Below are 22,354 nucleotides of genomic sequence, written 5' to 3'. Positions count from 1 at the left end.
CGGCGACGCCCGGGCCGGGTCTCCTCGCCGCATCCCGCCGTAGGGCAGGGCGGGACGCCGCCCTGCCCGCCTCGGCCGGGGCCGGGCGGGTCACCACCCGGCCCCACTCCCGCTGAGCCGGCGGGGCGCGCCGCATCTCGAACACCTGCGCGGACACGGCGGGGAACCTTCTCCGTCGACGGGCGCGAGCAGCACGGTGCCACGGCACCGGGAGCCTCTCGGCGACGGTGCGGGCCGCCCGGGGCAGGGTGGCGCTCGTCACTCGCCGGGACCGGGAATGCGGGGCCGGTGGATGCCGTTGTAGCCCATGTCTGACATGCTCGAGTCAAGCGACTCGGGTGCACGTGAAAGGGGCACCTCATGGCACGCAGCACCACGCGGCCCGTCGTCAAGCTGAGGTCGACAGCCGGTACCGGCGTCACCTACGTGACCCGCAAGAACCGCCTGAACGACCCCGACCGGCTGGTCCTGCGCAAGTACGACCCGAAGGCCGGCGCACACGTCCTCTTCCGCGAAGAACGCTGATCTTTGCCCCTGCCGCCAGGCGGCGGGGGCCCTCAGGAAGGACACCGTCATGAGGCATGGCATCCACCCCGTCTCCCGCCCCGTCCTCTTCCGCGACCGCGCGGCGGGCTTCGAACTCCTCGTCCCCTCCACCGCCCCCGCGCAGCACACGGTCCAGTGGACGGACGGTCACACGTATCCGGTCGTCGACGTCGAGGTCTCGTCGGCGAGCCACCCGTTCTACACCGGCACCTCCCGCGTCGTCGACACCGCGGGACGGGTCCAGCGGTTCGAAAGGCGCTACGGAAGCGCTCCCCAGGCCCGCCGTTGACGGCGGCCCCAGTTCGAACCCGCGGAAGGAGAAAGCGATGAAGGTACGCAAGTCGTTGCGCTCGCTCAAGAACAAGCCCGGCGCCCAGGTGGTCCGCCGGCGCGGCGTGACCTTCGTGATCAACAAGAAGGACCCGCGCTTCAAGGCCCGCCAGGGCTGACAACCGGCACCGCGCACACCAGCGGCCCGACACCGGCGACACGGTGCCGGGCCGCTCCGCGTCCCGCACGGGCACGCCGCCGGCCGGCGCCCGGCGGCAACGGCTGCCCCGCGCCGCGCCGGCGGACGGACGGACAGCGTGAGGGGGTCTTTCGCCGGCTGCGCCGTACTCCGCGCCGGTCGAGCGCGGAACCAAGGACCGCGGAGAGCCCACGTGCAGGTGTCGGTGACCGGTCTGGACGACTGACCTGGGACGAGCACCCGGCCGACGGATGTGTGAGCGAGGCGCTGGTCGAGGAACACACCAGCGCGTGCGAAGGAGCTCACGCTCTCCGGTCCGGCCGACGACCCCTTGCTCTTCCCGGCGCAACTGCGCGCGGCGTCGGGTGAGTTGCTAGGCCGGGATTCCGTAGCCGGGCGTCAACCCGATCCGGCGGGTGTCGTGTAACCTCACCCCACCCGCAAGCCGCCGGACGGACCCGCCAGGGCGTCCGGTTCACGGCTTCCGATGCGGTCGCGAGGCGGACGGCGTGGTCCACCCGCGCACTCGATCACCCCCGGCCACAAGGCACCTGTCGCTCCGTCAGGGGCATTACGGCCGGGACGGCAGCTACGGCAACGCGTGCGGACCATCAGGTGCCCGGCTCCGGGCACCTCCCGCACCGCCCGTCATCCGAAGGAGTCCCCGTGCCCCTGCGTCCTCTCGCCATGGCGGCGTCCGCCCTGCTGGCGGCCTCGCCCCTCGCCCTCACCACCCCCGCCACCGCCACCACCCCCGCCCCCGCCACCGCCACCGCCGCAAGCGCGCCGGCGGGCGGCCGGGCATGCTCCCGCTGGACGGACATCGACGGCTTCTCCGACGCACTGGACAAGACGACGTTCGCGGGCGCGCAGGTAGGCGAGTTGTCCGGCCTGACGCCGGACTCCGGCGGACACCTGCTCGCCGTAGCCGACGAGTCCTCCCTCTACACCCTGGACGCCCGCACCAGGCAGCCGTTGTCCGTCCAGTCCCTCACCGACGGCGCCGGACAGCCCTTGGACTCCGAGGCCGTGGCCGTGGACCGCGACGGCACCCGGCTGATCGCCTCCGAGACCGAGCCCTCCGTCGTGCGCTTCAGCCGCTCCGGCGCCTACCTCGGCCGCCTGGACGCCCCCACCGCCCTCCACGTCGCCCCGGCCGGACGGGCGACCCGCAACCAGACCTTCGAGGGCCTGACCCTGCTGCCCGGCGACCACACGCTGGTCGCCTCCATGGAGGGCGCCCTGAGCGGCGACGACAGCGACGTGCGCCGTCTGCAGACCTGGCGGCGCGCAGGCGCGGCGCACGACTTCCACCTGGCGGCGCAGTACGCCGTACGCGTCGACGCCGGACTGAACATCTCCGACATCGCCGCCACGGGTGACGGCAGGCTGCTGATCCTGGAGCGCGGTTTCACCGCCGGCGTGGGCAACACCGTCCGCCTGTACCTGGCGGACCCGACGCACGCCTCCGACGTGAGCGGGACGGACACGGCCGGCGCCGCGTCGGACGTCAGGACCGTCCGCACCACCCTGCTCGCCGACATCGCCTCCTGTCCCTCGCTCGGCGCCACCGCGAAGCAGCCCCAGCCGAACCCGCTGCTGGACAACATCGAGGGCGTCACCGTCACGGGCCGCACCCACGACGGACGGCTGCGCCTGCTGATGGTCAGCGACGACAACGGCAATGCCACGCAGACCACGCGGCTTTACTCGCTCACGACCCGGCTGCCCCGGAGGTAGGAATCGAGCGCGGCCTCACCGCGGGTCCGGGGCAGGCGGGTGGCCGAGGCGGCCGGAGCCGGGGTGGCCCCGCCCCGGCTCCGGCGTACGCGTTCACCCGGGCGGCCGCGCGGCGGGGCCCCTCGTCCGCGCCGCGGCCGGTTCACCGGCGCCGGCCCGCTTCGAACAAAGCGGCGCGCACGTTGCCCCGGCGGAACCGTCTGCGGTACGAAGGGAGCCGTAGGCAACCGTCCTTTCCCGCGCAGCGCACCGAACGGCCACTCACCATGCTCAGCTTGGACCTGCATCCCATCTTCCGGAACAACCGGGACATCGAACTCGCCCTGCGTCAGTTCATCTTCACGGCGCACCGGTCGGGCGAGCCGGTCGCCGAGATCATTCCCGGCAAGGGCACCGGCCAACTGCGGGAGCGCGTCCTGGCGTTCCTGGGGCAGAGACACATCAGGCGGCTGTACGACCGGGTAGAGGTCAGCAGCGGCAACACCGGAAAGGTGCTGGTGCACTTCGCCCGGCGCTGACGCTGGCGCGGGGCCGCCGCTTCGGCCGGACGGCGGCGTCGGACAGCGTTCGATCGAGGCGTTCGACAGTGAATCCAGTCGTTCGGGTTTCCTCGTCAGCGCACCTGGTCGCTCTCCGGACCGATGCCTTTGATCCTGTCCGGAGTTCCGTCCGGGGCGAACGAGTCGTGGAAGGTGAAGGCGTCCGGCGCGGAGCCCTGGTCGTGGAGGTGTTCCAGCCTGGAAACCCCGTCCTGCCAGGTGGGTATCACATCGTCGGAGACCCACCAGAACACGTGATTCGGGTGTCCTGTCCGCTCGAACCAGTCGTAACGCCTGTTCAGCGCCGCTCGGTGCAGACCGGTGTAGACGGCGTCGAAAGCGGGACCCAGGCCGGTCCAGAGTGAGAGGGTCGTGGCCAGGGCGGTGGTTTCCACCGTACGGCCGGCGTACCAGGTCGGTACGGCGAACTCTCCCCACGCACCCCAGTCCGCCTCGAAGAGCATGCCCCGGTCACCGTCCGCCGCTTCAGCACGCGCGAGGTACCCGGGTTGCTGACTGATCTTCCGGTAGACGGCCTCACCGATGTCGTAGAACTCGCGCGTGAGAGGTGCGGGATCGGCGAGAGGCGACTTCAAGACGCCGAATGTGTACAGAGCAAGACGGGGCATGCATCTCTCCCTGGTCGGGGTGCCTGGTGCGAACCCGGTGCGGTGGCTCACGCCTGGAGGGATGAACGAACTCCTGTACGACAGTGGGCGATCGCCGAAGACCAGGTGAAGATAGCCGCCTCTGTGAACCAGGTCGAAGTTGCGTTTTCCCTGCCCACATGGCCTCTTGCACCGGCCATCGCGGGGACTGGGGCGGGGCAGGCCTTGGAGAGCCTGGGTTTGCTGAAGAACCGTGTACGAACTGGCCGTCAGTGGAATCCTGAGGGAGGGGAAACGCACGCGCGGCTGTCGCCGCGGCGGCTGGGGGGAGCGCACGGTGGCTCGTGCTGTCGGGATCGACCTGGGTACGGCGCATTCTGTGGTGAGTGTTCTCGAAGGTGGTGAGCCGACCGTCATCACCGACGCGGAGGGCGCCAGGTCCACACCCTCCGTCGTCGCCTTCACGAAGAACGGTGAGGTGCTGGTCGGTGAGGCGGCCAAGCGGCAGGCGGTGACCAACGCGGAGCGCACCATCTGTTCGGTCAAGCGCCACATGGGCACCGGCTGGACGGTGGGCATCGACGGAACGGACTTCCACCCGCAGCAGATCAGCGCGTTCATCCTGCAGAAGCTGAAGCGGGACGCCGAGTCGTACCTGGGCGAGCGGGCGAGGCGGCCGTCTTCCCCGCCGGACTGACCCAGCGCCGTCTCGACAACGACGTCGTCGAACCGGGGCGCCGAGCACGGCCGCCGTGCCTCCGTCCAGCACGAGGTCGTTCCGTGCCCGGCCGGTGCTGACCGTCCCGGTCACGCTGCCGGGTGCCGCGGGCGGCCCGGTGCGGTCATGCGCGCCCGGCGGGGCGGGGGAACCGGTGGTCCATGCACGGCGCTATGGCCGAGCTTGGGTAGCTTGAGTCGCTTCCTCGGCGACATAGAGGCGTTGACCTGTGGTTTCGCAGCCTCCTGGGCTCAGCGACCGAAGGGTTCCCCGGTCGCTGAGCCCAGGAGGCGGACCTCGGAGCCGCAAGCGGAGGTGATCAACCTCGGACATGGAACTCAATGGACCCGCTACCAGGTCGACACCATCGCCGAGCCGCACAACCGCTGTGGCGTCCCCGTCGAGACCGCGGCCAGGATGCCCGCCCTGTGGCAGCAGGACCCTGGTGCCGTCGGAAGCGCCGCGGGTGAGAACCTTGTCCTCATGAGCACACCACCGGACGGACTGCCCATGTACCGGGTTTTGACCGGTCCAGACGATGCCGCGTTCTGCCGACGTGTGAGCGAAGCGATGAGTCTCGGCTATCAACTGCACAAAGGCCCCGCCGTCACCTTCGACGGGGAGAACGTCATCGTCGCTCAGGCCCTGGTCTGGCCGGGACTGCCGTAGCAACGGGACTTGTGCGCGCAGGCGCAGGCCGACCCGGGCGGCGAGTACACACGTACATGTGCGGCGGGCGCCGCGTCGAAGCCTGACCGCGGTCACATGCGGTGAGAGGTGCCCGTGCCCGGCCGCCGGAGCCGGCTTCGGCGTCGCGGCCCGCGTCGGCGTCGGCGTCGGCGTCGGCGTCGGCGTCGGCGATCGAGGGTGTCGATGACTGCCACGAGACGGCAGGCCGTCCGGTTCACCTCCGGTAGCGGGTGTGCGCCCCGGGGGCGGCACCGGTGCCCTGGAGCCGGTCGGCAACGAGACGGTGGACGGACGGGCAGGAGACCCCACCGCAGATACGTATGACGCAGAACGCACCATCTCCCTTATCGTGTCCGGGGACACTGCTGTCCGGTGTCCCCGGGAACCTTCCATCGCTCCATCGCGATCGGCCGCGACGCGGTCCCGTGGGTACGACGCAGCAGGTCATCCACACACAAGGGAGAGAGGGCTGTGCCCAACAAGTCAGCCGGCGCCACGGTGCGGTCGCGGTACATCGAGCAAGCCGCGTCGGACCTGGAAGAGAACCGCCGCCAGCAGCAGGACCTGACCGCCCGCCTGGACACCCTCCGGCAGGAGGAGAGGCTGCTGATGAACATCCTCACTCTGGCCGAGGACTCGGCGATGGTGCCCGAGCAGGCACAGGGCGAGGAAACCTCCTCCTCACATGTCTCGTCCGCCGGCCCGGCCACCCGGGCCGCCACGCCCCGGCCGAGGCGGCCGGAAGCCAAGCGGTCCGGCAGAGGGTCGCGCCGGCCGGGCAAGGATCACCGTCCGCTCCTCAAGGACCTCCTGCTCGACCTGCTGAAGGGGCACGCCGAGCCGCGTCACGCCGCGGAACTGCGCGAGGAGCTGATGTCCGCGCACCCTGAGCGCGTTCCCACGCCGCAGGTCGTGCGGAACACGTTGGAGGGGCTGGTCGCCAAGGGGCTCATCGAACGGCAGAAGCAGGGCCGCTCGGTGATGTACACCGTCGTGACTCCGGGCGAGGACGCCGGCTGATCCGGGCGAGGACGCCCGCTGAGAGGTCACCGCACCGTCCGCTGCCGCCCGTCCCGCACGCACCGGGCGGCGCCACGGCACAGGCGGGCGCGCAGCGCCCTTCAGCCGGCCGCGGCACGCGGTGCGGCGCGTCGGGTCGGCGTCACAGGGGGAGCGTTATGCCGAGCTCCCGCATCGCGGTCGAGGGGGGCCCGCCCTCGGAGCGCTCCGTCTTGTAGCCCTTGACCCGCGCGGCGAGCGTACGGGGATCCACGGCTTCGGCCGGCGCGCCCTTGGCGTAGAGGCCCGAGGGATCGGCGTCGCGATCGTGCGGCAGCAGCCAGAAGACCCGGCGGCGGAAGGTGCCGGAGGACCGTGACGGTTTCGCCGCCGCGCCGAGCAGGGCGTAACCGACCATCCTCCCGTCACGGTGGTAGACGGGTTTGCCACGGCGGGAGGGCAGCCGGTCGAGGCTCTGACGCACGTAGTCCAGGTCGTCGATGTCCTCCAGCCAGACGATCTCGGACTCGTGGCTGATCTCGTCCTCGGTGATCAGGGAGCTCATGCGGATGCTTCCCTTTCCTCGTCGGTGAGCAGTCCGATACCCGGGTAGTACTTACGCTGGTTGGACAGGATCATCTCCTTGGGTGACGCGAGGCCTGCCAGTTCACGGGCGCGTGCCGCGAACGCCCTCGAGGACAGGGGGGGTGCTCCCTCATTCTGGCACCACGACCTGTAGGCCGCGTACAGGCCCGCCTGTTCCGCCCGTAGCCCGGGGCTGAGGGAGCAGCACTCCTCGAAGAAGCGTCCGGTGTGGTCCTCCGTCTCGGCATAGGCGGTGGTGGCGATACGCACCCGCTCGGGGCCGGTGAGGTCGCGGTCGCCCACCAGGTAGCGGCGGGCGCCGTCGATGAGCCAGCCGAGGATGCCGGGGCCCTCCTCGGTGACGAGGATGTCGGCCAGGTTGTCGATCTTCCGGTCGTCGGACACCACTCTCTCGAACGGGATGAGGCGCATGCGCCGCCAGAAGGCGAACCCCCCGGTTCCGACCTCGGGGCGGTGGTTGCCCAGCAGCCACAGCTTGTGCGTCGGCTGGAAGCTGAAGAAGTCCTGCCGCATCCGGCGCGCCTTGATCCGGTCGCCGCCCGTGAGCAGTTTGACCCGGGCCTCGTCGAAGCGGTCTCCCGGCTTCACCTCGCTGCACACGATGACGCGCCGGCCGTGGAGCTCGGCGAGATCCGTGGGATGGCCCTCGTAGGGGCGGGACATCAGGAAGCCGGGCGGGGCCGCGTCCGCGTAGTCGCCCAGGAGCTTCATCAGCACGTCCAGCAGGACCGACTTGCCGTTCTTGCCGGAACCGAAGAGGAAGGGCAGGACCTGGCCACCCACGTCGCCGGTGATGGAGTACCCGAGGAGGAGTTGCAGGTAGCCGATCATCTCCCTGCCCTCCTCGTCCTCGCCGAAGGTGTCGCAGAGGAAGCGGTGCCAGCGGGGGGTGGCGACGTGCGCCGGCCCGACGGAGGTCGAGCGGGAGTGGAAGTCCTTGTCGGGATCCGGTGTCTTCACCACGCCGGTCCGCAGGTCGACGATGCCGTCGGGCGTGCACAGCGCGTAGGGGTCCGCGTCGAGCAGCGCGGCGTTGAGGACCATGCCCGGGGCCGACTTCGCCTGCGTCAGCATCGCGTTGATACCGGTCGTGGACAGTGCGCGCCGCCTGTGCTGCTGCAGTGCCTGACTGGTGAGCAGGCCGCGCGGATCGTGCGTGGCGATGTTCTCCGCGAGGTCTCCGGCCGCCCACAGCACGGTGTCGTCCTCGTCGATCTGCCAGCGGGTGGTGTCCCAGCGGTACCAGCCGATGCCCGGCACGTGCCGGTAGTCGTTGGCGTACAGCCTGACGAACAGTTTGGCGTTGCCCCGGTCGGAGAGCGTGTCGGGCAGCAGCCCGGCGGCGGTGGCGCCCACGGCGGCCACCGCGCGGTCCCCGTCCCCTTGGGCGGGCAACGGGACGTGCCCCTGGCTGCGGATCTGGGCGGCGACCGCGGCGGCGTCGAAGTCGAAGAGCGTCTCGTTCCGGGGCGACGTCACGGGCGCCTCCCCTGGACGAACAGAGGCCTGCCGAGGCCGGCGTCGAGTCCACTGCGGATGATCTGCTCCGAGCGCCTCTCCTGGCCGGGACGGGCGACGGCCGCGGCCTCGCGCAGGGCCGCTTCGGCCTCCTCCCGGTTCATCCGGCCGGCCGCCACCAGCCCGCCGAGGGTGTAGGCGGCGCGGTTGAGCGCGTCCGAGAAGCCCGCGCCCTCGGGGACCTGCGCACAGGCCCGGACGGGGGCGAGTACGGTGGCGAGGGTCTGGGACAGGTGTCGGCGCCCGCCGCCGGCCGCGACAACGGCCTGCTGGGCCCGGGGCGGGACGGGGCGGGGGGCGGGGATGTTCGGGGCCGGGAGGTGGCCGGTGCGCTCCAGTTCCTGGGCCAGCCAGCCCGGCAGCGGCGCCGGCTCGCGGACGTCGCCGACGGCGGTGTAGTCGCCCTGCGCGGTCCTCGTTCCGGGGACGACGATGTACCCGCCGTGCGCCCGCACATCGACCTGCCAGGCCAGGGCCCGGCCCGCGCTGGAACCGGCCGAGCACTGCCAGCGGCGGTTGTCCGTGGCCCGGTACCAGACGTGCATGCCTCCGGAGGGCGTTCTGACCCGCAAGGTGGTGTCGTCGTCGGCGGGACTGGGCCGGCCGCGCAGCGCGGCCAGGACGGCGAGGCTGTGGAATCCGTTCTCCAGCCCGGAGAGGTCGACGTGCTCCGCGATCGGAATACCCGGCAGCAGACGGTCCAGGGCGGGCAGTTCGGCATGGTGCGCGTCGATGTCGATCACGACCAGTCTCGCGGGGCCGCAGGCGACCCCGACCCCGAGGTCCGGATGCTGTCCCCACCAGCGGTCGATCCGTCGCTGGTCCAGGGTGGCGGCGTAGAACCCGTGGCAGGGGCGGCCCGCGGGCAGGCACGGGCACGCGGCCGGCTTGTGCGGGGTGGTCCGGCAGTCGGCGCAGTTGGCGGTAGGGGTCTTGCGGCCGGGTGCCAGGGGGTGCACAGGCCAGCCCCGGCGGGCGCACCAGCGGGCCACGGCCAGTGAGCGGCCGGCTCCGGCTTGCAGGGACCTTGAGTCGCTGTGGGGAAACTGCAGCTCAGCGGACACCCGCACCCCCTATCAGCGACCGAAGCGACTCAATGACGGACACAGACTAGCGAACGTCCTGCCCAGAGGGTGGAAGCGCGGGTGAAACACGGTGCGGGACGTGTCGGCCGGCTCACCGAGGAGACGGCAGCGACGCGGCCGAGAGGGCCGCGACCGAGGAGTCGCCGGTGTGAGGTGCATCGAAAGGGTGTCAGATGCATCGAAAGAAGGCCTGGTCAGGCGGGGTTCTGGAACCAGAGCGAATGAAACGTATGAAGGGCAGCCTGTATGACACGTACCCGCACGCGCGAACGCCTTCACATACCCGGACTTGAATCGCCGCGGTGCGGAGAGGGTGTGTCAGGCGTCCGCGGGGCGAGTGTGACGTCGCGGCCGAGAACGGCCGGGCCGTGCGGTGGGGCCGCTCACGAGGACCGGCCCCGGTCCGGGGCCGCCCCGGGAAGGTGTAGAGTAGATCTTGAGGTCGCCGCCCCAACAGCGGGCGGAGCTCGATGCGTTGGTGGTCCAAGGAAAGACGCCCCGCTTCCTGCGGGGAAATGCAGGTGCAAGGCCTGCCCGGCGCTCCGCACGAAGAGACCCCGTTCCCGGGACACCGGGGGCGGGGTCTCTTCGCGTCACGTCACGTCACGGGAGTGCGGGCGTCATCGCGACGGTCGCCGCGAAGGCGCTGGTGCCGTTCTGGGTGGCCTGCACGCGGACGAGCGCGGGACCGTTCCCGGAGGGCGCGGGCGGCACGTGGTCGAGTTCGCAGGGGGCGTCGAACTCGACGTACCGGGTGAAGACGGCGTCGAGGCCGGTGGCGAGCATGGGGCGTGGGTGGACCGTCGCGTGGGCGGTCTGGCGGGCGGCTTCGAGGAGCAGCATGCCCGGTGCGTGGTCGACGGGGTGGTCGAAGAGGATGGGGTGGGAGAGGACGGTGCGCAGGTGCGTGCGCAGAGGGGAGCCGGTGGGCGACAGCACCACGTCGGCGGGGCGGGTGCGGGCGACCCGGGCCGGTTCCACGGGGGGTGCGAGCGGGACGGCGTGCCGGGCGGCCTGGGCGGCGTCGGCGTAGGGGCCCCGCAGACGGCGGTAGACGGCGGGGGCCAGATCGCAGAACCTGGACTCCGCCACACCCAGGGGCCGGCCGTCGACGAACAGGTCGACCTGCATGCGCAGCGAGGCCAGCCGGCCGCCGCGGCGGACCACCTCGGAGCAGGTGACGTGGAGGTCGAGGTGGGCCCCGGCCCCGGTGAACGTCAGGGCGACGGGGTCGACCTCGTAGGAGAAGCTGCTCCATGACTGGCGGTGCCCGAAGGGCACTCCGTAGGCGACGTGGCTGAGCAGCGGCACGGCCTGGCGGACCGACTCGGCGATGAGCATCGGGTCGTGGAAGCCGCCCTTGGGGCCGTAGAAGGAGTGCTCCGACGGCCACCGCGCGGTGAGGTGGAAGCGGTCCGCACCGGCCGGGGACAGGCCGGTCAGCAGCACCTCGGACGAGGCCGTCTTGTGCACGTACCGGCGGCTGACGAAGGCGGCCGACGGACGCGCGACGGCTCTCGGCGGCAGGGCAGTCACGAGCATGCTGATCCCCCCTGGGATGTGGTTGGCCTTTGCGTGACGTGCGGGATGCGGCAGGAACAGGTGCCGCCGACAATATAGAGAGCGCTCGTTTTGTTTTTCCTCCAAGAAAAGGTAAAGTGAGGTAATGTATTGGTCAAGAATTAGGATCATGGATCGGGTCAATTCCGACTTTACGAGCAAGCGGACTGAGATATTCCTCGAGAACCACCTGATCCGGGAGCAGGAGTCGTTACCGTAAAGAGTGTTCGGTTTCGCTAGGAGGTGCCGGTGGCTCGTCAGGCAAAGCAAGAACGTGGAGTGCAGACTCGGAATCTCCTGCTCCGAGCGGCGGCGGAGGTGTTCGACGAGTCCGGTTTCGCCGGCGCCAGCATCAAGGACATCCTGCAGCGGGCCCAGCTCACGGCCGGGGCCCTGTACTTCCACTTCGAGTCGAAGGAACAGCTCGCCCGCGCGGTCATGAACGCGCAGCCGGAGTCGATCGTCCCGTGGCTGGAGTCCGAGGGACTGCAGCGGCTCGTCGACATCACCCTGGCCTGGTCCCAGCAGCTGAGGACGGATCCGCTGCTGAGGGCGGGGGTGCGGCTCACCAGCGAACAGAACTCGTTCGGGATCCGGGACGCCAAGCCCTACCGGGACTGGGGCGCGATAATGGCCGACTGCCTGCGGGTCGCGGCCGCCAAGGGCGAGTTGCAGGCGGGCGTCGACCCCGAAGAACTCGCCGAGTTCGTTGTCGAGGCGTGTACGGGCATGCAAACCTACTCCGCCGTGGCGAGCGAGGGGCGGGAGGACCTGGGTGAACGAGTCGTCCGGATGTGGCGCCTGCTGCTGCCGGGGATCGCCGTGCCCGCCGTCATCGCCCGGACCGAAGTGCACCAGGCACGCGCGAAGGAACTCCTGCGGGCCGCGGCGTCCGCGTCGTTCGGCCGGGTGCAGGGGGACGCCGGGAACGGCTGAGAGAGCCGGCCCCCACGAGCGCAGCGAGTACCGCGAGATCCGTATCCACTGGGGAGAAGACATGGTCCACGGTCTGACACACCTGCGCCTCGGCGCGGTCAACATCGACGGCGTCATGCTCGGCGACACCTTCAGCCCGGTCATCCACCACTTCCTGGTGAGCCGCGGCTGCGCCTACACCGCTCAGATCGAGCGGAGCATCTTCTCCCGGCCCCGCTCGGTCGCGGGCCGGCTGCTCGCCGAGGCGGTCGACGAGCCCATGACCGGCGAGGAGGCGCTCGAGGCGTACTTCGAGGAGCGCGCCCGGTACGTCGCCGAGCACCCGGTGCGGGTGAACGACGGGGCGCTCGAACTCGTCGCCAGACTCCGGGAGTCGGGCCTGCGCACCGTCTGCTACGGAGGTCTCGACAAGAGCCACTTCGACACGTTCCTCGGTGAACACGCCGACCTGTTCGACGACCCCGGCTACATCTGCACCGACGCCTTCCGGCCGGGTCTGCACGAGATCGCCACCGAGCATTTCGGCCTGAAGCACGACCAGGTGCTGGTGATCGACGACGTCGCGACGGTCGCGGAGGCGGCCAGGGGGCTGGGGATGCCCTTCATCGGTCATCCGAGCCGCTTCGAGCACAGCTTCCAGCGGCAGTTGATGCGCGAGGCCGGGGCGCGGCACGTGGTGGACTCGTTGCACGCCGTCGACGAGGAGCTGCTGCGGTCACTGGACGCCGAGGCCGCCGCCGGCACCGTGTGGCCGGCGTGAGGCGAGGGGGAGAGCGGCTCATGGGCGACGAGCGGAAGCTGCTGAGCGGCAGGGTAGCCATGATCACCGGAGCGTCGAGCGGGATCGGTGCGGCCGCCGCCCGGTTGTTCGCGGACGAGGGGGCGGCCGTGGTCCTCATGGCCCGCCGGAAGGAACGGCTGACCGACCTCGTGGAGGCCATCCGGCGCGCCGGCGGCCGGGCCGCCGCGGTGGCGGGCGACGTGACCGTGGCGAGCGACGTCGGCCGGGCCGTGGCGACGGCGGTGGACACGTTCGGCAAGCTGGACGCCGCCTTCAACAACGCCGGTCACGCCACGGCGGGGGTCCCGCTCCACGAGATGGACGCGGAGGCGTACGAGCGGACCATGGACGTCAATGTGCGCGGGGTGTGGAACTGCCTGTACCACCAGATACCGGCGATGCTCGACTCCGGCCGCGGCGCCGTGGTGAACACCTCCAGCGTCGCCGGGCTGAAGGCCACCGGCGCCTCGGCGGCGTACGTCGCCGCGAAGCACGCGGTGATCGGCCTGACGAGGGCGGCGGCCCTCGACTACGGGCGACGGGGCATCCGCGTCAACGCCCTCGTCGTGGGTGCCACCCGGACCGAGATGATGGACGAGGTCATCGCGGCCAGACCTGAGCTGGAGGAGGTCTTCCTCGCCGACTCGGTACAGCGGCGGATGTCGCGGCCCGACGAGGTGGCGCAGGCCGCGGCGTGGCTGTGCAGCGACCGGTCGTCGTTCGTCACGGGGGCCGCGATGGCGGTCGACGGCGGTTCGACCGCCGTGTAGGCCTCCCGGGCGCACCGCGTCGGGACGCGGTGCGCCCGCACGGTGCGCCCCACATCCCTCTCGAATAGCCAGAAAGCGCTTGTCCGAAAGTAAAGCATAAAGAACGATCGCTTTGCTTAGACAAAGGTGGTGGTGGCATCTTCGGCACAGCGATGATCGCAGGACCAGGAGGACACGCATGGGGCAGCAGGAGCGAGCGGTACGCACACGGGCCCGGATCGTCGAGGCGGCGGCGCTCGAGATGGACAGGTCGGGCTACGAGGGGACGACGCTGTCCCGGGTCTGCGAGGTGGCGCATGCCTCCATGGGGGCCCTGACCTTCCATTTCCCGTCCAAGAGGGCACTGGCCGAGGCGGTGGGGGAAGAGGGCGCGGCGAGCGTCGCCGCGGTGGTCGACCGGACGCTGTCGGCCCGCACGCCGCGGCTGCGCGCCGCGATCGACCTGACCGTGGCGCTCGCCGGACTCCTCGAGCGGGACGTCACCGTGCGGGCCGCGGCACGGGTCGCCCGGGAGCAGCCGGGGATGACGGAGCAGTGGTCGCGGTGCTGGCTGCCCACCGTGCGTGACCTGCTGGAACGGGCGCGAGCGGACGGCCAGTTGGGGTCGGCGGGGTGTCCGGAGACGCTCACCACCATGGTCGTGTACCTGCTCTGCGGGGTGGAGTCGACGGTCCGGACGGGCGGCGTCGCGACGGTCTGTGGCGCCGAGAGCCTGGCCGACCAGGTGGAACTGATGTGGCAGCTGGTTCTGCGGGGTGCCGCGGCCCGGTAGGCCGGCCCCTTCCCGTCGGGCACAGGAAGCGGTAGCCGTCATTCCCCCCCTAGAAAAACATAGCGAACGTTCTGTACGGTGGCGTCAGCCGGCGCCTCAGCACCGTTCGGCGCAGCGCGGCATCGCATCGACTATCCAGACTCGAAGATGGTGTGAGCTGACGGATGAACATCAAGCATCTCAGCGCGTTCCTGACGGTCGCCGAGTACCGCAGCTTCACGCAGGCGGCCCGTATCCTCGGGCTCGCCCAGCCCACGGTCACCGCCCGGATCAAGTCCCTCGAGCAGACGCTCGAGACACCGCTGCTGCACCGTACGGCCACAGGAGCCCGGCTCACCCCCGCGGGACGCCGGCTCCACCGCTACGCGCGCCGCATCGTCCACCTCAGCGAACTGGCCCAGCAGTCGGTGTCCGGACCCGCCGACGCCCCGGAGACGCTGCTGATCGGGGCCACCGAATGCATCGTCACCTACCGCCTGGTCCCGCTCATCGAGTACCTGCACCTCAGACACCGGGACCTGGACCTGTCGCTGCGGACCCTGGACGACGACCCGGTGCGGCTCGTGCGGGAGGAACAGGTCGACTGCGCGTTCTTCATAGGCCCGCGCACCACGGCCACCGACGTCAACCACCTGGTGCTGCGCCCCGAGAGCCTGAGCCTCGTGGCCCACCCCGCGCACCCGCTGGCCGGCCGCACGGTGCGGGCCACCGCCGACCTCGCCCGCCACACGGTGGCCTGCGCCCACCGGGGAAGCGGATACCAGCGGGGCTTCGAGGCCGCGCTGGCCGAGGCGGGCGTCGCGGCTCGCGGGATCCTCGTCCTCGGCTCCGTCGACGCGGTCAAGCGCAGCGTCGGCGAGGGCATCGGCATGGCGCTGCTGCCCACCGTCACCGTCGCCCAGGAGCTCGGGCTGGGGCAGTTGCGGTGCGTCGACTGGCGGCCGCCCTTCGCCGTGTACTCCCAGTGCGTGTGGCGTCGGGGCCTCGGCGACGACTCGGTGTTCCACACGGTGCTCGGCACGGCCCGGCAGGTGATGGCCGAGTCGGACACGCCCGCCGGACTGTCGCCGCAGGCGGCCTGCTGACCGTGCGGGTGCCGCCGGTCCCCCGCCCGGGCGCGCCCGGCGCGGGACGCCCACGGCCGACGGCCGGGCCCCCGTGCGGGGAACCCGGCCGTTCTCCTGCCCGCCCGGACGGATCAGGCCGCGGTCGGCGCGGGCAGCAGGGCGGTCAGGGCCCCGCGGTCGACCTTGCCGTTCGCATTGAGCGGCAGCGCGTCCAGCGCGGTGAGGCTGCTCGGAACCATGTAGGCGGGCAGGCGCTCGCGCAGCCGGGCGAGCAGGCCCTCCGTGTCCCGGGTGGAGCCGGTGTACACGGCCGCGAGCTCCACCTCGCCGTCCGGCCCGTGCACGGCGGCCACGACGGCTTCCACGACGCCGGTCTGGGCGAGCAGCGCGGACTCGATCTCGCCGAGTTCGACCCGGTAGCCGCGGATCTTGAGCTGGTGGTCGAGCCGCCCGAGGTGCACGAGTTCCCCGTCGAGAGTGGTCACCCGGTCGCCCGTGCGGTACCAGTGCGCGGCGGTCAGCGGCCGCGCGCCGTCGTAGGGGACGGCCCGGTCGCCGTCGAAGGACAGGAACCTGCCGATGTTGTCGGCCGGGTCCAGATAGCCGGGGAAACGCTGCGAGCCGCGCACGCACAGCTCGCCGTCGGGGGCCGGGCGCCCGTCCTCGCCGACGACGAGGTGCTCCTGCCCGGGGTAGGGGGTGCCGATGGGCACCGTGCCGTTGGCCGGCCGGGGCCAGTCCTCGCCGCGGGCGGGCAGCCTGAACTCCGTCCAGGTCACGGTCATCTCGGTGGGGCCGTAGATGTTCTCGAGGGTGGAGGCGGGGGCCGCGGCCCGCCAGGCCTCGGCGTGGGTCAGCATCAGGGCCTCGCCGCAGAACAGGCTCCAGCGCAGCGTCGGCATGGAACCGGGCTTCAGGGCGCGCAGCCGGAGCGCGATGGACGCCACGGACGGGACGGAGTTCCAGTGGGTGATGCGCATCCGGTTCACGAACCGCACCGGCGACAGCAGGTCCTTGCGGCCGGGCACGACGAGCGTGGCGCCGGAGCCCCACGCGGCGAACATGTCGTACACCGACGGGTCGAAGGTCAGGTCGAAGGTCTGCGAGACCCGGGCACCAGGCCCCAGTTCGTAGCGCGGGATGACATGGCCCAGATAGGCCGAGACGTTGCGGTGCGCGATGGGCACGCCCTTGGGCCGGCCCGTCGAGCCGGAGGTGAACAGGATGTACGCGAGGTCGTCGGGTCCGGCCGTGGACGCCGGCAGCTCGGGCACCGCTCCGGTGCGCAGCGCCGCCATCCGCTGAGCCGACAGCCGTACCACCGGGACGGGCAGGTCCGCGTGGCCCGGCGCGTCCTCCTCGGCGATCACGAGGTCCAGGCGGGCGTCGCGGGCGATCGTGGCGTTGCGGGCCGGCGGGAAGGACGGGTTGAGCGGGACGACCGTGGCGCCGAGCCGCTGGACGGCGAGGTATCCGGCGTAGGCGGCCGTGCTGCGGGCCGCCAGCAGGCCCACCCGGGACGGGACGCCACCGTGCCCGGCGACGAGTTCGCCCGCCAGCCGGTGGGCGGTGGCGTCGAGTTCGGCGTAGGTCAGATGCTCCCCGGCGACTTCGAGTGCGGTCCGGCGGTCGCCGTGCTCGGCGACGGAGGCGGCGAACCAGTCGTACATGGTCCAGGTGGCGTTCATGATGTCCGGTCCTCTTCCGTGACGCGTCGCACGACGCGGGAACAGCTCTCGGCTTCTCGGCTTCTCGGCTTCTCGGCCTCGCGACAATGAATGGAAATGCATATCGGGGCGTCGGAGGAATGGTATGGGCAGGCAGTCGAAAAGGGTCAAGAGTGCGGGCACCGGCGGGCGCACGGCGATAGAGATCCTGAATTCCCTGTTTGTCGTGCGCGCCGGTGCGCGGCGAGAATCACCGCTGCCCTCTCCTTTGCGGGCACCCGAATCCCTTCACCGGTGAGGACCCATGACATCGGCACCCGTAGAACTCCCCAGTTCACCCGCTCAGGAAGCCCTGTGGTGGATTCAGCACCGCGCCGAGCGCAAGGATCTCTACAACCTCACCTGGCGGCTCAGGGTCACGCGGCTCGACCCTGCGGTCCTGGCCGCCGCCTGGCAGCTCGTCGTGGACCGGCACGAGGCCCTGCGGACGTCGTTCGCGCGCCGCGGTGACACCGTGACGCAACTCGTCCACCCCGCCGCTGACGCGGCGCCGCAGGAGGTGGGCTGGAGCGAGCCGCCGGCGGACCGCGCGCCCGGGGCACTGCTCGACGACGTGGCCGCGCGGTTCCACGCGACGCCCTTCGAGCTGGAGTCCGTGCCGCTGGCCCGGCTCGTGCACGTCACCGTGGGCGATGTCGAGGAGGTGCTGATCACCGTGCACCACGCGGTCCTCGACGGCTGGGCGATGCAGCTGGTGGTGGACGACCTGCGGGTCGCCTACGAGGCCGTACGCGACCGTGGGCCCCGGGTGACCGGCACGGAGGTGTTCCCGGAACCCGCCGTGCCGTACCGGGAGTTCGGCAGCCGGGAGCGGATTGACGCGAAGGCCGCGGGCGACCGCGCGTTCTGGAGCGGACGGCTGCGCGGGGCGAGGGCGGCCGCCCTCGTGCCGGACCGCTCCGGGTCCGAGCGGCCGCCGGCCCGTTCGTCCGGGGCGGGACTGCGGCACCGGCTGTCCGACGACGCCCGGGCGGCCGTCGCACAGATCGCCCAGCGGGCCGGCTGCACGGCCTTCGCGGTGCAGCTCGCCGCGGTCCGTACGGTGCTGGCGCGGGGCGGGGCGGTGGGGCGGACCGCGCTCGGCGTCGTCGTCGCGAACCGGCTGACCCCCGAGGACCAGCGGCGGGTCGGCTACTGCGCCAACGCGGTGCTCCTGGCGGACGAGGTGAGCGACGACGACGGCTTCGACGACGTGGTCGTCCGCACCCGGGACGGCCTGTGGGAGAGCCTGCCCTACCAGCACGTCGGCTTCTCCGAGGTGTTCGCCGGGCTGCCCGCCGAGGACCGGGCGGCGCTCGGCTCGACGCCTCCCGTGCTGGTCACCCACCACGGCAGCATCGGCTCGGGGCTGTCGCTCGGCGGCGGACCGGCACGGCTGCTGCCCAGCCCGTCGACCAGCGCGCGCTGCCAGCTCCTCGTCGGGATCTTCGAGGAGGCGGAGCACACCGTCCTGGAGCTCGAGTACGACACGGACCAGCTGCGGGAGAGCACCGTACGGACCTTCCTGCGCGACCTCCAGCACGTGCTGACCGCCTCGGCCACCCCGGGCGGCACCGTGCGCGGCCTGAGCGTGGCCTCCCGGGCCGTCGCCGGCGTCCCCGCGCCGCGGCGGGCGGCCCCGGCGGCCGGGCGCGCGTCCTCCGCCGGGCCGGACACCGGCCTGTTGGCCCACTGGCGGCGCGTGCTCGGTACGGCCGTGGGCATGGACGACGACTTCTTCGAGGCGGGCGGGTACTCGCTGCAGGCCCTCGAACTCGTCGCCCTGGTCGAGGCGGACACCGGCCGGGAGCTGGACGTGGCGGAGTGGCTCGACGAACCGACCCCCCGGCGGATGGCCCAGCTGCTCGCGCCGCCCGCCGGGCGGGCGCCGGACGGCGGCCCCGCCGCCGTCCGCGGCGACGGCCCCGTGACCCTGCGCGGCGGGGCGCCGGGCGGTCCGCATCTGCACCTGGTGCACGGCGCGGGTGTGGGCAGGGTTCCCTACCGTGAGCTGGTCGACGCGCTGCCCGCCGACTGGCGGGTGACCGTCAGCGAGGACGACGGCACGGGCGCGACGACCGTCGAGGACATGGCCGAGCAGTACCTCGAGTCCCTGCTCGGCGGCGAGCGGCTGCCGGATCTGCTCGGCGGCTGGTCCATGGGCGGGCTGCTGGCCCACGCGATGGCGGCCGGGCTGCGGCGCCGCGGACTGGCCTGCCCCCCGCTCCTGCTGCTCGACCCGCCCGTCCCCGGCCGGCTCTCCGACGAGGACCGGGACGACCTCCACGCGTTCGCGCGGGGCGCGCTGCACGCCGCGGACCCGGCGGTGCGGCCGGACCGGCTGCGGCTGGGGCGCCGGGCCGACCGCGGGATCGACACGCTGGCCGCGCTGCTGCGGGCCACCGTGGGCGAGGCGCCGTCGCAGGCGCTGCACGCCCGGTACGGGCTGCACACCCGGCATGTGGCGGCGATGGCCCGATACCGGGGCGCGGGCGTGGTCGATGCCCCGGCGCTGCTGGTGGCGGCCGAACTGACCGACGACGACGTGGCGCGGTGGCGGCGCCTGTTCACGGGCGAGCCGAGCACGGTGCGGCTGCCCACCGACCACTACGCGCTGCTGCGCGGCGAGCACGCCCGCCGGCTCGCGCGGCTCGCGGCCACACTGCTGCCGGCCCTGGCGCGCTGACCGGAGGGGGCGGCGAGCGCGGAGCCGGCGGGCTTGGAACCCGGAGGGGGTGCGCGGGCGGAGTCGGTTTCCGGCCGGCCCGGTGGTGAGGCGGCCGTTCCGCTGGGTGGCAGTGCGGCCCGGCTGTTCGGGAGAACCCGGGCGGTGGGGCGGCGCGGTGAGCCGCCCGGGTGGGGCGGCGCGGCGGACCGGGTGGTTCCCGGTGGTCGTCGCACCATGTGGCCGGTCCGATCGGGCCGCGAGCAGTGCACGCGGAACGCCCGGCTGGGGTTTCCCAGCCGGGCGTTTCGCGTGTGCGGCCGTTTCGCCGAAGCCTGCCGGCCGTCGGGGTGATCCCCGGCGGCCGGCAGGCTTCGCGTGTGCCGGCCCCGCCGCATGGGCTCGCGGCCGGCCGGCCTCGTCAGGCCGGCCGGTCCGCGGCCGCGGCGGCCTGCTTCGCGGAGTGCCGGCGGGCCTTGGCCCGGTTGCCGCACACGCGCATCGAGCACCAGCGGCGGCTGCGGTTCTTGGAGACGTCCCAGAAGACCCAGGCGCAGGCGTGCTCGGCACAGCGCTTGAGCCGGGCCGCCTCACCGGTGATGAGCAGCTCGCTCCAGGCGATCGCGAGGCCGGCCAGGGCCTTCCTGACCGGGGTCAGGTCCGGGGCGGGGGACAGGACGCCGCGGTCCTCGGTGCCGCCGCGGACGGTGATGAGCACGGGCAGTTCACGCAGTGCCTCGTCGGCTCCGGCGAGCAGCGTCGCGTCGGCGCTGTCGCCGACGTTGGCCCCCAGCTCCTCCCGGATGCCGGTGCGCAGGCGCAGGCACAGGGCGTGGTCCTCGGCGCTGATCCGGCGGGCGCCGTCGAGCAGGCCGCGGTCGACGAGCCAGGCGGAGAGCCTGCTCGGGCTGTCCAGTTCGTCGGTGCCGAGTTCCACGTCGACGGTGTTGGCGAAGGCCTCGATCAGCTGGGCTGGTGCCGGGGCGTCGAGCACGGGCCACCTCCTCGGAAGAGCCCCAGCCTACATCGGATAACCGGCTAACAGCTTTGCCGGGTAGCGAACCCGGCCCGTCCCGTGCCAGACTCGTCCCCTCGGGATAACCGGTGAAGCCGTTAGGCGGTTAGGGGAAGAGTGATGAGCGAGCAAACCCTCGATGCCGTGCCCGCGCAGACGCGGGCGGCGGTCGCGGCGCCGCCCGCCGGGAAGACCACGGCGCGGCGCGGCGCGCGGAACACCCTCGTCCTGCTGGTCTTCACCGCGATCACCAACCTCGCGGACGGCGTCACCAAGATCGCCCTTCCGCTCCTCGCCACCCGCGCCTCCGGCTCCCCGGCCCAGGTGTCGGCGGTGTCGCTCTCCCTGTCCCTGCCCTGGCTGCTGGTGGCCCTCCACGTCGGCGTCCTGGTCGACCGGGCCGACCGCCGGCGCCTGCTGTGGGGCGCGAACGCGCTGCGGCTGCTCGCGCTCGGCGCGCTGGTCCAGGTCGCGACGGCCGGCGGCATCACCATCCCCGTGCTCTGTGCCGTCGGCGCGGTGCTCGGGGTGGCCGAGGTCATCGCGCTGACCTCGGCGTCGGCCCTGATCCCGGCCCTGGTCCCGGCGGAGGGCCGGGAGCGGGCGAACGCCTGGATCGCCGGGGCCGAGACGGTCTGCAACGAGTTCTGCGGTCCCTTCGTCGGCGGCCTGCTGCTCGCGGCGGGCACGGGCGTCGCCCTCGGCGTGACCTGGGTGTCGTACCTGGCCGCCGCGCTGGTCCTGCTGCTGCTCGCCGGCCGGTTCCGCGCCGCCCGGGAGGACGGCTCGGCGACGCAGGCCGCCGGGAGCGTCAACCAGCAGATCGCCGGCGGGTTCCGCTACCTGTGGCAGCACGTGCTGCTGCGCACCATGTCGCTGATCCTGACCGTCCTGTGCGCCTGCTGGGGCGCCTGGCTGGCGCTCATGCCGCTGTTCGCGACCGAGGTGATGGACCTCAGCCCCCGCGCGTACGGGGCGGTGCTGAGCGCGCTGGGCGTGGGCGGCCTGGCCGGCGCCCTCGCCGTCACCTGGGTGAACCGGGCCTTCGGGCGCCGCTGGGTGATGTTCGCCGACCTGGCCGGCACCTTCGCGATGATGGCCGTGCCCGGGCTGACCACCGACCTCTGGGCGGTCGCCGCCGCGGCCTTCGCCGGGGGCATGGGCGGCACCCTGTGGACGGTGAATGCCCGCACGATCGGGCAGCGCCTCGTGCCCGACGCGATGCTCGGCCGCTACAGCGCCGTGGGCCGCCTGTTCAGCTGGGGCGCCATGCCCGTCGGAGCCGGTGTGATGGGGCTGCTCGCCGAGTGGCTCGGCCTGCGGCTCGCGTTCCTGGTCTTCGCCTCGTCCGTCGCCGTCACCGTCATCCCCTTCCTGCGGGTCCTGACCCGCCCCGCCCTCGCGGAGGCGTTCGGCGAGGAGCGGGCGTGACCCGCCGCGGCGCGCTCCCGCGCCGGAGGCCGTAACGCGCCGCGGCGCGAAGAACACGAGGAACACGAGGAACACGAGGAACACGAGGAACACGAGGAACACGGAGAACACAGAGAAGAGGAAGCCGATAATC

21 protein-coding genes and 1 pseudogene are annotated in these 22,354 nt (G+C 72.2%); 15 read left to right on the top strand and 7 right to left on the bottom strand.

Annotated elements, in window-relative coordinates; all coding sequences use genetic code 11:
* The first annotated feature begins 360 nt into the window (after positions 1-360).
* The 5 genes from rpmG to ABZX30_RS13355 all read left to right on the top strand — a co-directional run bounded on the left by rpmG (position 361) and on the right by ABZX30_RS13355 (position 3,273).
* Positions 361-525, top strand: a complete 165-nt coding sequence (rpmG, locus tag ABZX30_RS13375; protein ID WP_266684581.1) for a 50S ribosomal protein L33 — start codon at positions 361-363, stop codon at positions 523-525.
* Between the two features lie 49 nt (positions 526-574).
* On the top strand, positions 575-835 hold the full coding sequence (locus ABZX30_RS13370) for a type B 50S ribosomal protein L31 (protein WP_355932682.1): 261 nt from the start codon (positions 575-577) through the stop codon (positions 833-835).
* Between the two features lie 37 nt (positions 836-872).
* A complete protein-coding gene (gene ykgO / locus ABZX30_RS13365; RefSeq protein ID WP_067228404.1) occupies positions 873-995 on the top strand; it encodes a type B 50S ribosomal protein L36 in 123 nt (40 codons plus the stop codon).
* A 686-nt stretch (positions 996-1,681) separates the two neighbouring features.
* Entirely contained in the window at positions 1,682-2,755 is a 1,074-nt protein-coding gene (locus ABZX30_RS13360) for an esterase-like activity of phytase family protein (RefSeq protein ID WP_355932678.1), read from the top strand.
* Positions 2,756-3,021: 266 nt separating this feature from the next.
* Positions 3,022-3,273 (top strand): Smr/MutS family protein, encoded by a 252-nt coding sequence (locus ABZX30_RS13355; RefSeq protein WP_355932675.1) that lies wholly within the window; start codon positions 3,022-3,024, stop codon positions 3,271-3,273.
* Positions 3,274-3,368: 95 nt separating this feature from the next.
* Here ABZX30_RS13355 and ABZX30_RS13350 read toward each other — a convergent pair whose 3' ends face one another.
* The gene (locus ABZX30_RS13350) at positions 3,369-3,923 is read right to left on the bottom strand and encodes a DUF3291 domain-containing protein (protein WP_355932672.1); all 555 of its coding nucleotides are present in this window, start codon (positions 3,921-3,923) and stop codon (positions 3,369-3,371) included.
* A gap of 316 nt (positions 3,924-4,239) precedes the next feature.
* Here ABZX30_RS13350 and ABZX30_RS13345 point away from each other — a divergent pair.
* From ABZX30_RS13345 to ABZX30_RS13335, 3 genes and pseudogenes are all read left to right on the top strand, one after another.
* Positions 4,240-4,569, top strand: a pseudogene (locus ABZX30_RS13345) (Hsp70 family protein); the annotation flags it as partial.
* Positions 4,570-5,103: 534 nt separating this feature from the next.
* Positions 5,104-5,289 carry a DUF1737 domain-containing protein gene (locus tag ABZX30_RS13340; protein ID WP_355932786.1) on the top strand — a complete coding sequence of 62 codons (186 nt, stop codon included), beginning with the start codon at positions 5,104-5,106 and terminating at the stop codon, positions 5,287-5,289.
* A 492-nt stretch (positions 5,290-5,781) separates the two neighbouring features.
* Entirely contained in the window at positions 5,782-6,330 is a 549-nt protein-coding gene (locus tag ABZX30_RS13335) for a hypothetical protein (RefSeq protein ID WP_355932671.1), read from the top strand.
* 142 nt (positions 6,331-6,472) lie between these two features.
* On the opposite strand, the gene ABZX30_RS13330 is transcribed toward ABZX30_RS13335, so the two are convergent.
* The 4 genes from ABZX30_RS13330 to ABZX30_RS13315 all read right to left on the bottom strand — a co-directional run bounded on the left by ABZX30_RS13330 (position 6,473) and on the right by ABZX30_RS13315 (position 11,060).
* On the bottom strand, positions 6,473-6,874 hold the full coding sequence (locus ABZX30_RS13330; protein WP_355932668.1) for a DUF6009 family protein: 402 nt from the start codon (positions 6,872-6,874) through the stop codon (positions 6,473-6,475).
* Positions 6,871-8,394 (bottom strand): phage/plasmid primase, P4 family, encoded by a 1,524-nt coding sequence (locus tag ABZX30_RS13325; protein WP_355932665.1) that lies wholly within the window; start codon positions 8,392-8,394, stop codon positions 6,871-6,873. The genes ABZX30_RS13330 and ABZX30_RS13325 overlap by 4 nt, the downstream gene beginning before the upstream one ends.
* Positions 8,391-9,425: a bifunctional DNA primase/polymerase gene (locus tag ABZX30_RS13320; protein ID WP_355932783.1), complete on the bottom strand. Its 1,035-nt coding sequence runs from the start codon at positions 9,423-9,425 to the stop codon at positions 8,391-8,393. The genes ABZX30_RS13325 and ABZX30_RS13320 overlap by 4 nt, the downstream gene beginning before the upstream one ends.
* Before the next feature lie 696 nt (positions 9,426-10,121).
* Complete coding sequence (locus ABZX30_RS13315) at positions 10,122-11,060, bottom strand: ScbA/BarX family gamma-butyrolactone biosynthesis protein (RefSeq protein WP_355932663.1); 939 nt, start codon at positions 11,058-11,060, stop codon at positions 10,122-10,124.
* A gap of 297 nt (positions 11,061-11,357) precedes the next feature.
* Between ABZX30_RS13315 and ABZX30_RS13310 the strand changes: the two genes are divergently transcribed.
* The 5 genes from ABZX30_RS13310 to ABZX30_RS13290 all read left to right on the top strand — a co-directional run bounded on the left by ABZX30_RS13310 (position 11,358) and on the right by ABZX30_RS13290 (position 15,422).
* Positions 11,358-12,014 (top strand): ScbR family autoregulator-binding transcription factor, encoded by a 657-nt coding sequence (locus ABZX30_RS13310; protein WP_355932660.1) that lies wholly within the window; start codon positions 11,358-11,360, stop codon positions 12,012-12,014.
* 61 nt (positions 12,015-12,075) lie between these two features.
* The gene (locus ABZX30_RS13305; RefSeq protein WP_355932658.1) at positions 12,076-12,774 is read left to right on the top strand and encodes an HAD family phosphatase; all 699 of its coding nucleotides are present in this window, start codon (positions 12,076-12,078) and stop codon (positions 12,772-12,774) included.
* A gap of 20 nt (positions 12,775-12,794) precedes the next feature.
* Entirely contained in the window at positions 12,795-13,565 is a 771-nt protein-coding gene (locus tag ABZX30_RS13300; RefSeq protein ID WP_355932655.1) for a glucose 1-dehydrogenase, read from the top strand.
* Positions 13,566-13,743: 178 nt separating this feature from the next.
* Complete coding sequence (locus ABZX30_RS13295; RefSeq protein ID WP_355932652.1) at positions 13,744-14,337, top strand: TetR/AcrR family transcriptional regulator; 594 nt, start codon at positions 13,744-13,746, stop codon at positions 14,335-14,337.
* A 164-nt stretch (positions 14,338-14,501) separates the two neighbouring features.
* Positions 14,502-15,422: a LysR family transcriptional regulator gene (locus ABZX30_RS13290; protein ID WP_355932650.1), complete on the top strand. Its 921-nt coding sequence runs from the start codon at positions 14,502-14,504 to the stop codon at positions 15,420-15,422.
* Positions 15,423-15,535: 113 nt separating this feature from the next.
* Here the strand turns inward: ABZX30_RS13290 and ABZX30_RS13285 are convergent, their stop codons facing one another.
* Positions 15,536-17,092, bottom strand: coding sequence for an amino acid adenylation domain-containing protein (locus ABZX30_RS13285; RefSeq protein ID WP_355932649.1), 1,557 nt, complete (start codon positions 17,090-17,092; stop codon positions 15,536-15,538).
* Between the two features lie 283 nt (positions 17,093-17,375).
* Between ABZX30_RS13285 and ABZX30_RS13280 the strand changes: the two genes are divergently transcribed.
* Positions 17,376-19,796 (top strand): condensation domain-containing protein, encoded by a 2,421-nt coding sequence (locus tag ABZX30_RS13280; RefSeq protein ID WP_355932646.1) that lies wholly within the window; start codon positions 17,376-17,378, stop codon positions 19,794-19,796.
* Between the two features lie 400 nt (positions 19,797-20,196).
* On the opposite strand, the gene ABZX30_RS13275 is transcribed toward ABZX30_RS13280, so the two are convergent.
* Positions 20,197-20,769 (bottom strand): CGNR zinc finger domain-containing protein, encoded by a 573-nt coding sequence (locus ABZX30_RS13275; RefSeq protein ID WP_355932643.1) that lies wholly within the window; start codon positions 20,767-20,769, stop codon positions 20,197-20,199.
* Positions 20,770-20,910: 141 nt separating this feature from the next.
* On the opposite strand from ABZX30_RS13275, the gene ABZX30_RS13270 reads away from it, so the two are divergent.
* Positions 20,911-22,221 (top strand): MFS transporter, encoded by a 1,311-nt coding sequence (locus ABZX30_RS13270; protein ID WP_355932641.1) that lies wholly within the window; start codon positions 20,911-20,913, stop codon positions 22,219-22,221.
* Positions 22,222-22,354 lie beyond the last annotated feature (133 nt).

The organism is Streptomyces sp. NPDC004542, from assembly GCF_040610035.1.
Lineage (GTDB): Bacteria > Actinomycetota > Actinomycetes > Streptomycetales > Streptomycetaceae > Streptomyces.
This window is presented reverse-complemented; position numbering and strand designations above follow the sequence as displayed.

Coding starts and splice junctions, on each gene's coding strand:
- rpmG (WP_266684581.1), top strand. CDS start 361: ATGGCACGCAGCACCACGCGGCCCGTCGTCAAGCTGAGGTCGACAGCC.
- ABZX30_RS13370 (WP_355932682.1), top strand. CDS start 575: ATGAGGCATGGCATCCACCCCGTCTCCCGCCCCGTCCTCTTCCGCGAC.
- ykgO (WP_067228404.1), top strand. CDS start 873: ATGAAGGTACGCAAGTCGTTGCGCTCGCTCAAGAACAAGCCCGGCGCC.
- ABZX30_RS13355 (WP_355932675.1), top strand. CDS start 3,022: ATGCTCAGCTTGGACCTGCATCCCATCTTCCGGAACAACCGGGACATC.
- ABZX30_RS13350 (WP_355932672.1), bottom strand. CDS start 3,923: ATGCCCCGTCTTGCTCTGTACACATTCGGCGTCTTGAAGTCGCCTCTC.
- ABZX30_RS13340 (WP_355932786.1), top strand. CDS start 5,104: ATGAGCACACCACCGGACGGACTGCCCATGTACCGGGTTTTGACCGGT.
- ABZX30_RS13330 (WP_355932668.1), bottom strand. CDS start 6,874: ATGAGCTCCCTGATCACCGAGGACGAGATCAGCCACGAGTCCGAGATC.
- ABZX30_RS13315 (WP_355932663.1), bottom strand. CDS start 11,060: ATGCTCGTGACTGCCCTGCCGCCGAGAGCCGTCGCGCGTCCGTCGGCC.
- ABZX30_RS13305 (WP_355932658.1), top strand. CDS start 12,076: ATGGTCCACGGTCTGACACACCTGCGCCTCGGCGCGGTCAACATCGAC.
- ABZX30_RS13300 (WP_355932655.1), top strand. CDS start 12,795: ATGGGCGACGAGCGGAAGCTGCTGAGCGGCAGGGTAGCCATGATCACC.
- ABZX30_RS13295 (WP_355932652.1), top strand. CDS start 13,744: ATGGGGCAGCAGGAGCGAGCGGTACGCACACGGGCCCGGATCGTCGAG.
- ABZX30_RS13290 (WP_355932650.1), top strand. CDS start 14,502: ATGAACATCAAGCATCTCAGCGCGTTCCTGACGGTCGCCGAGTACCGC.
- ABZX30_RS13285 (WP_355932649.1), bottom strand. CDS start 17,092: ATGAACGCCACCTGGACCATGTACGACTGGTTCGCCGCCTCCGTCGCC.
- ABZX30_RS13280 (WP_355932646.1), top strand. CDS start 17,376: ATGACATCGGCACCCGTAGAACTCCCCAGTTCACCCGCTCAGGAAGCC.
- ABZX30_RS13270 (WP_355932641.1), top strand. CDS start 20,911: ATGAGCGAGCAAACCCTCGATGCCGTGCCCGCGCAGACGCGGGCGGCG.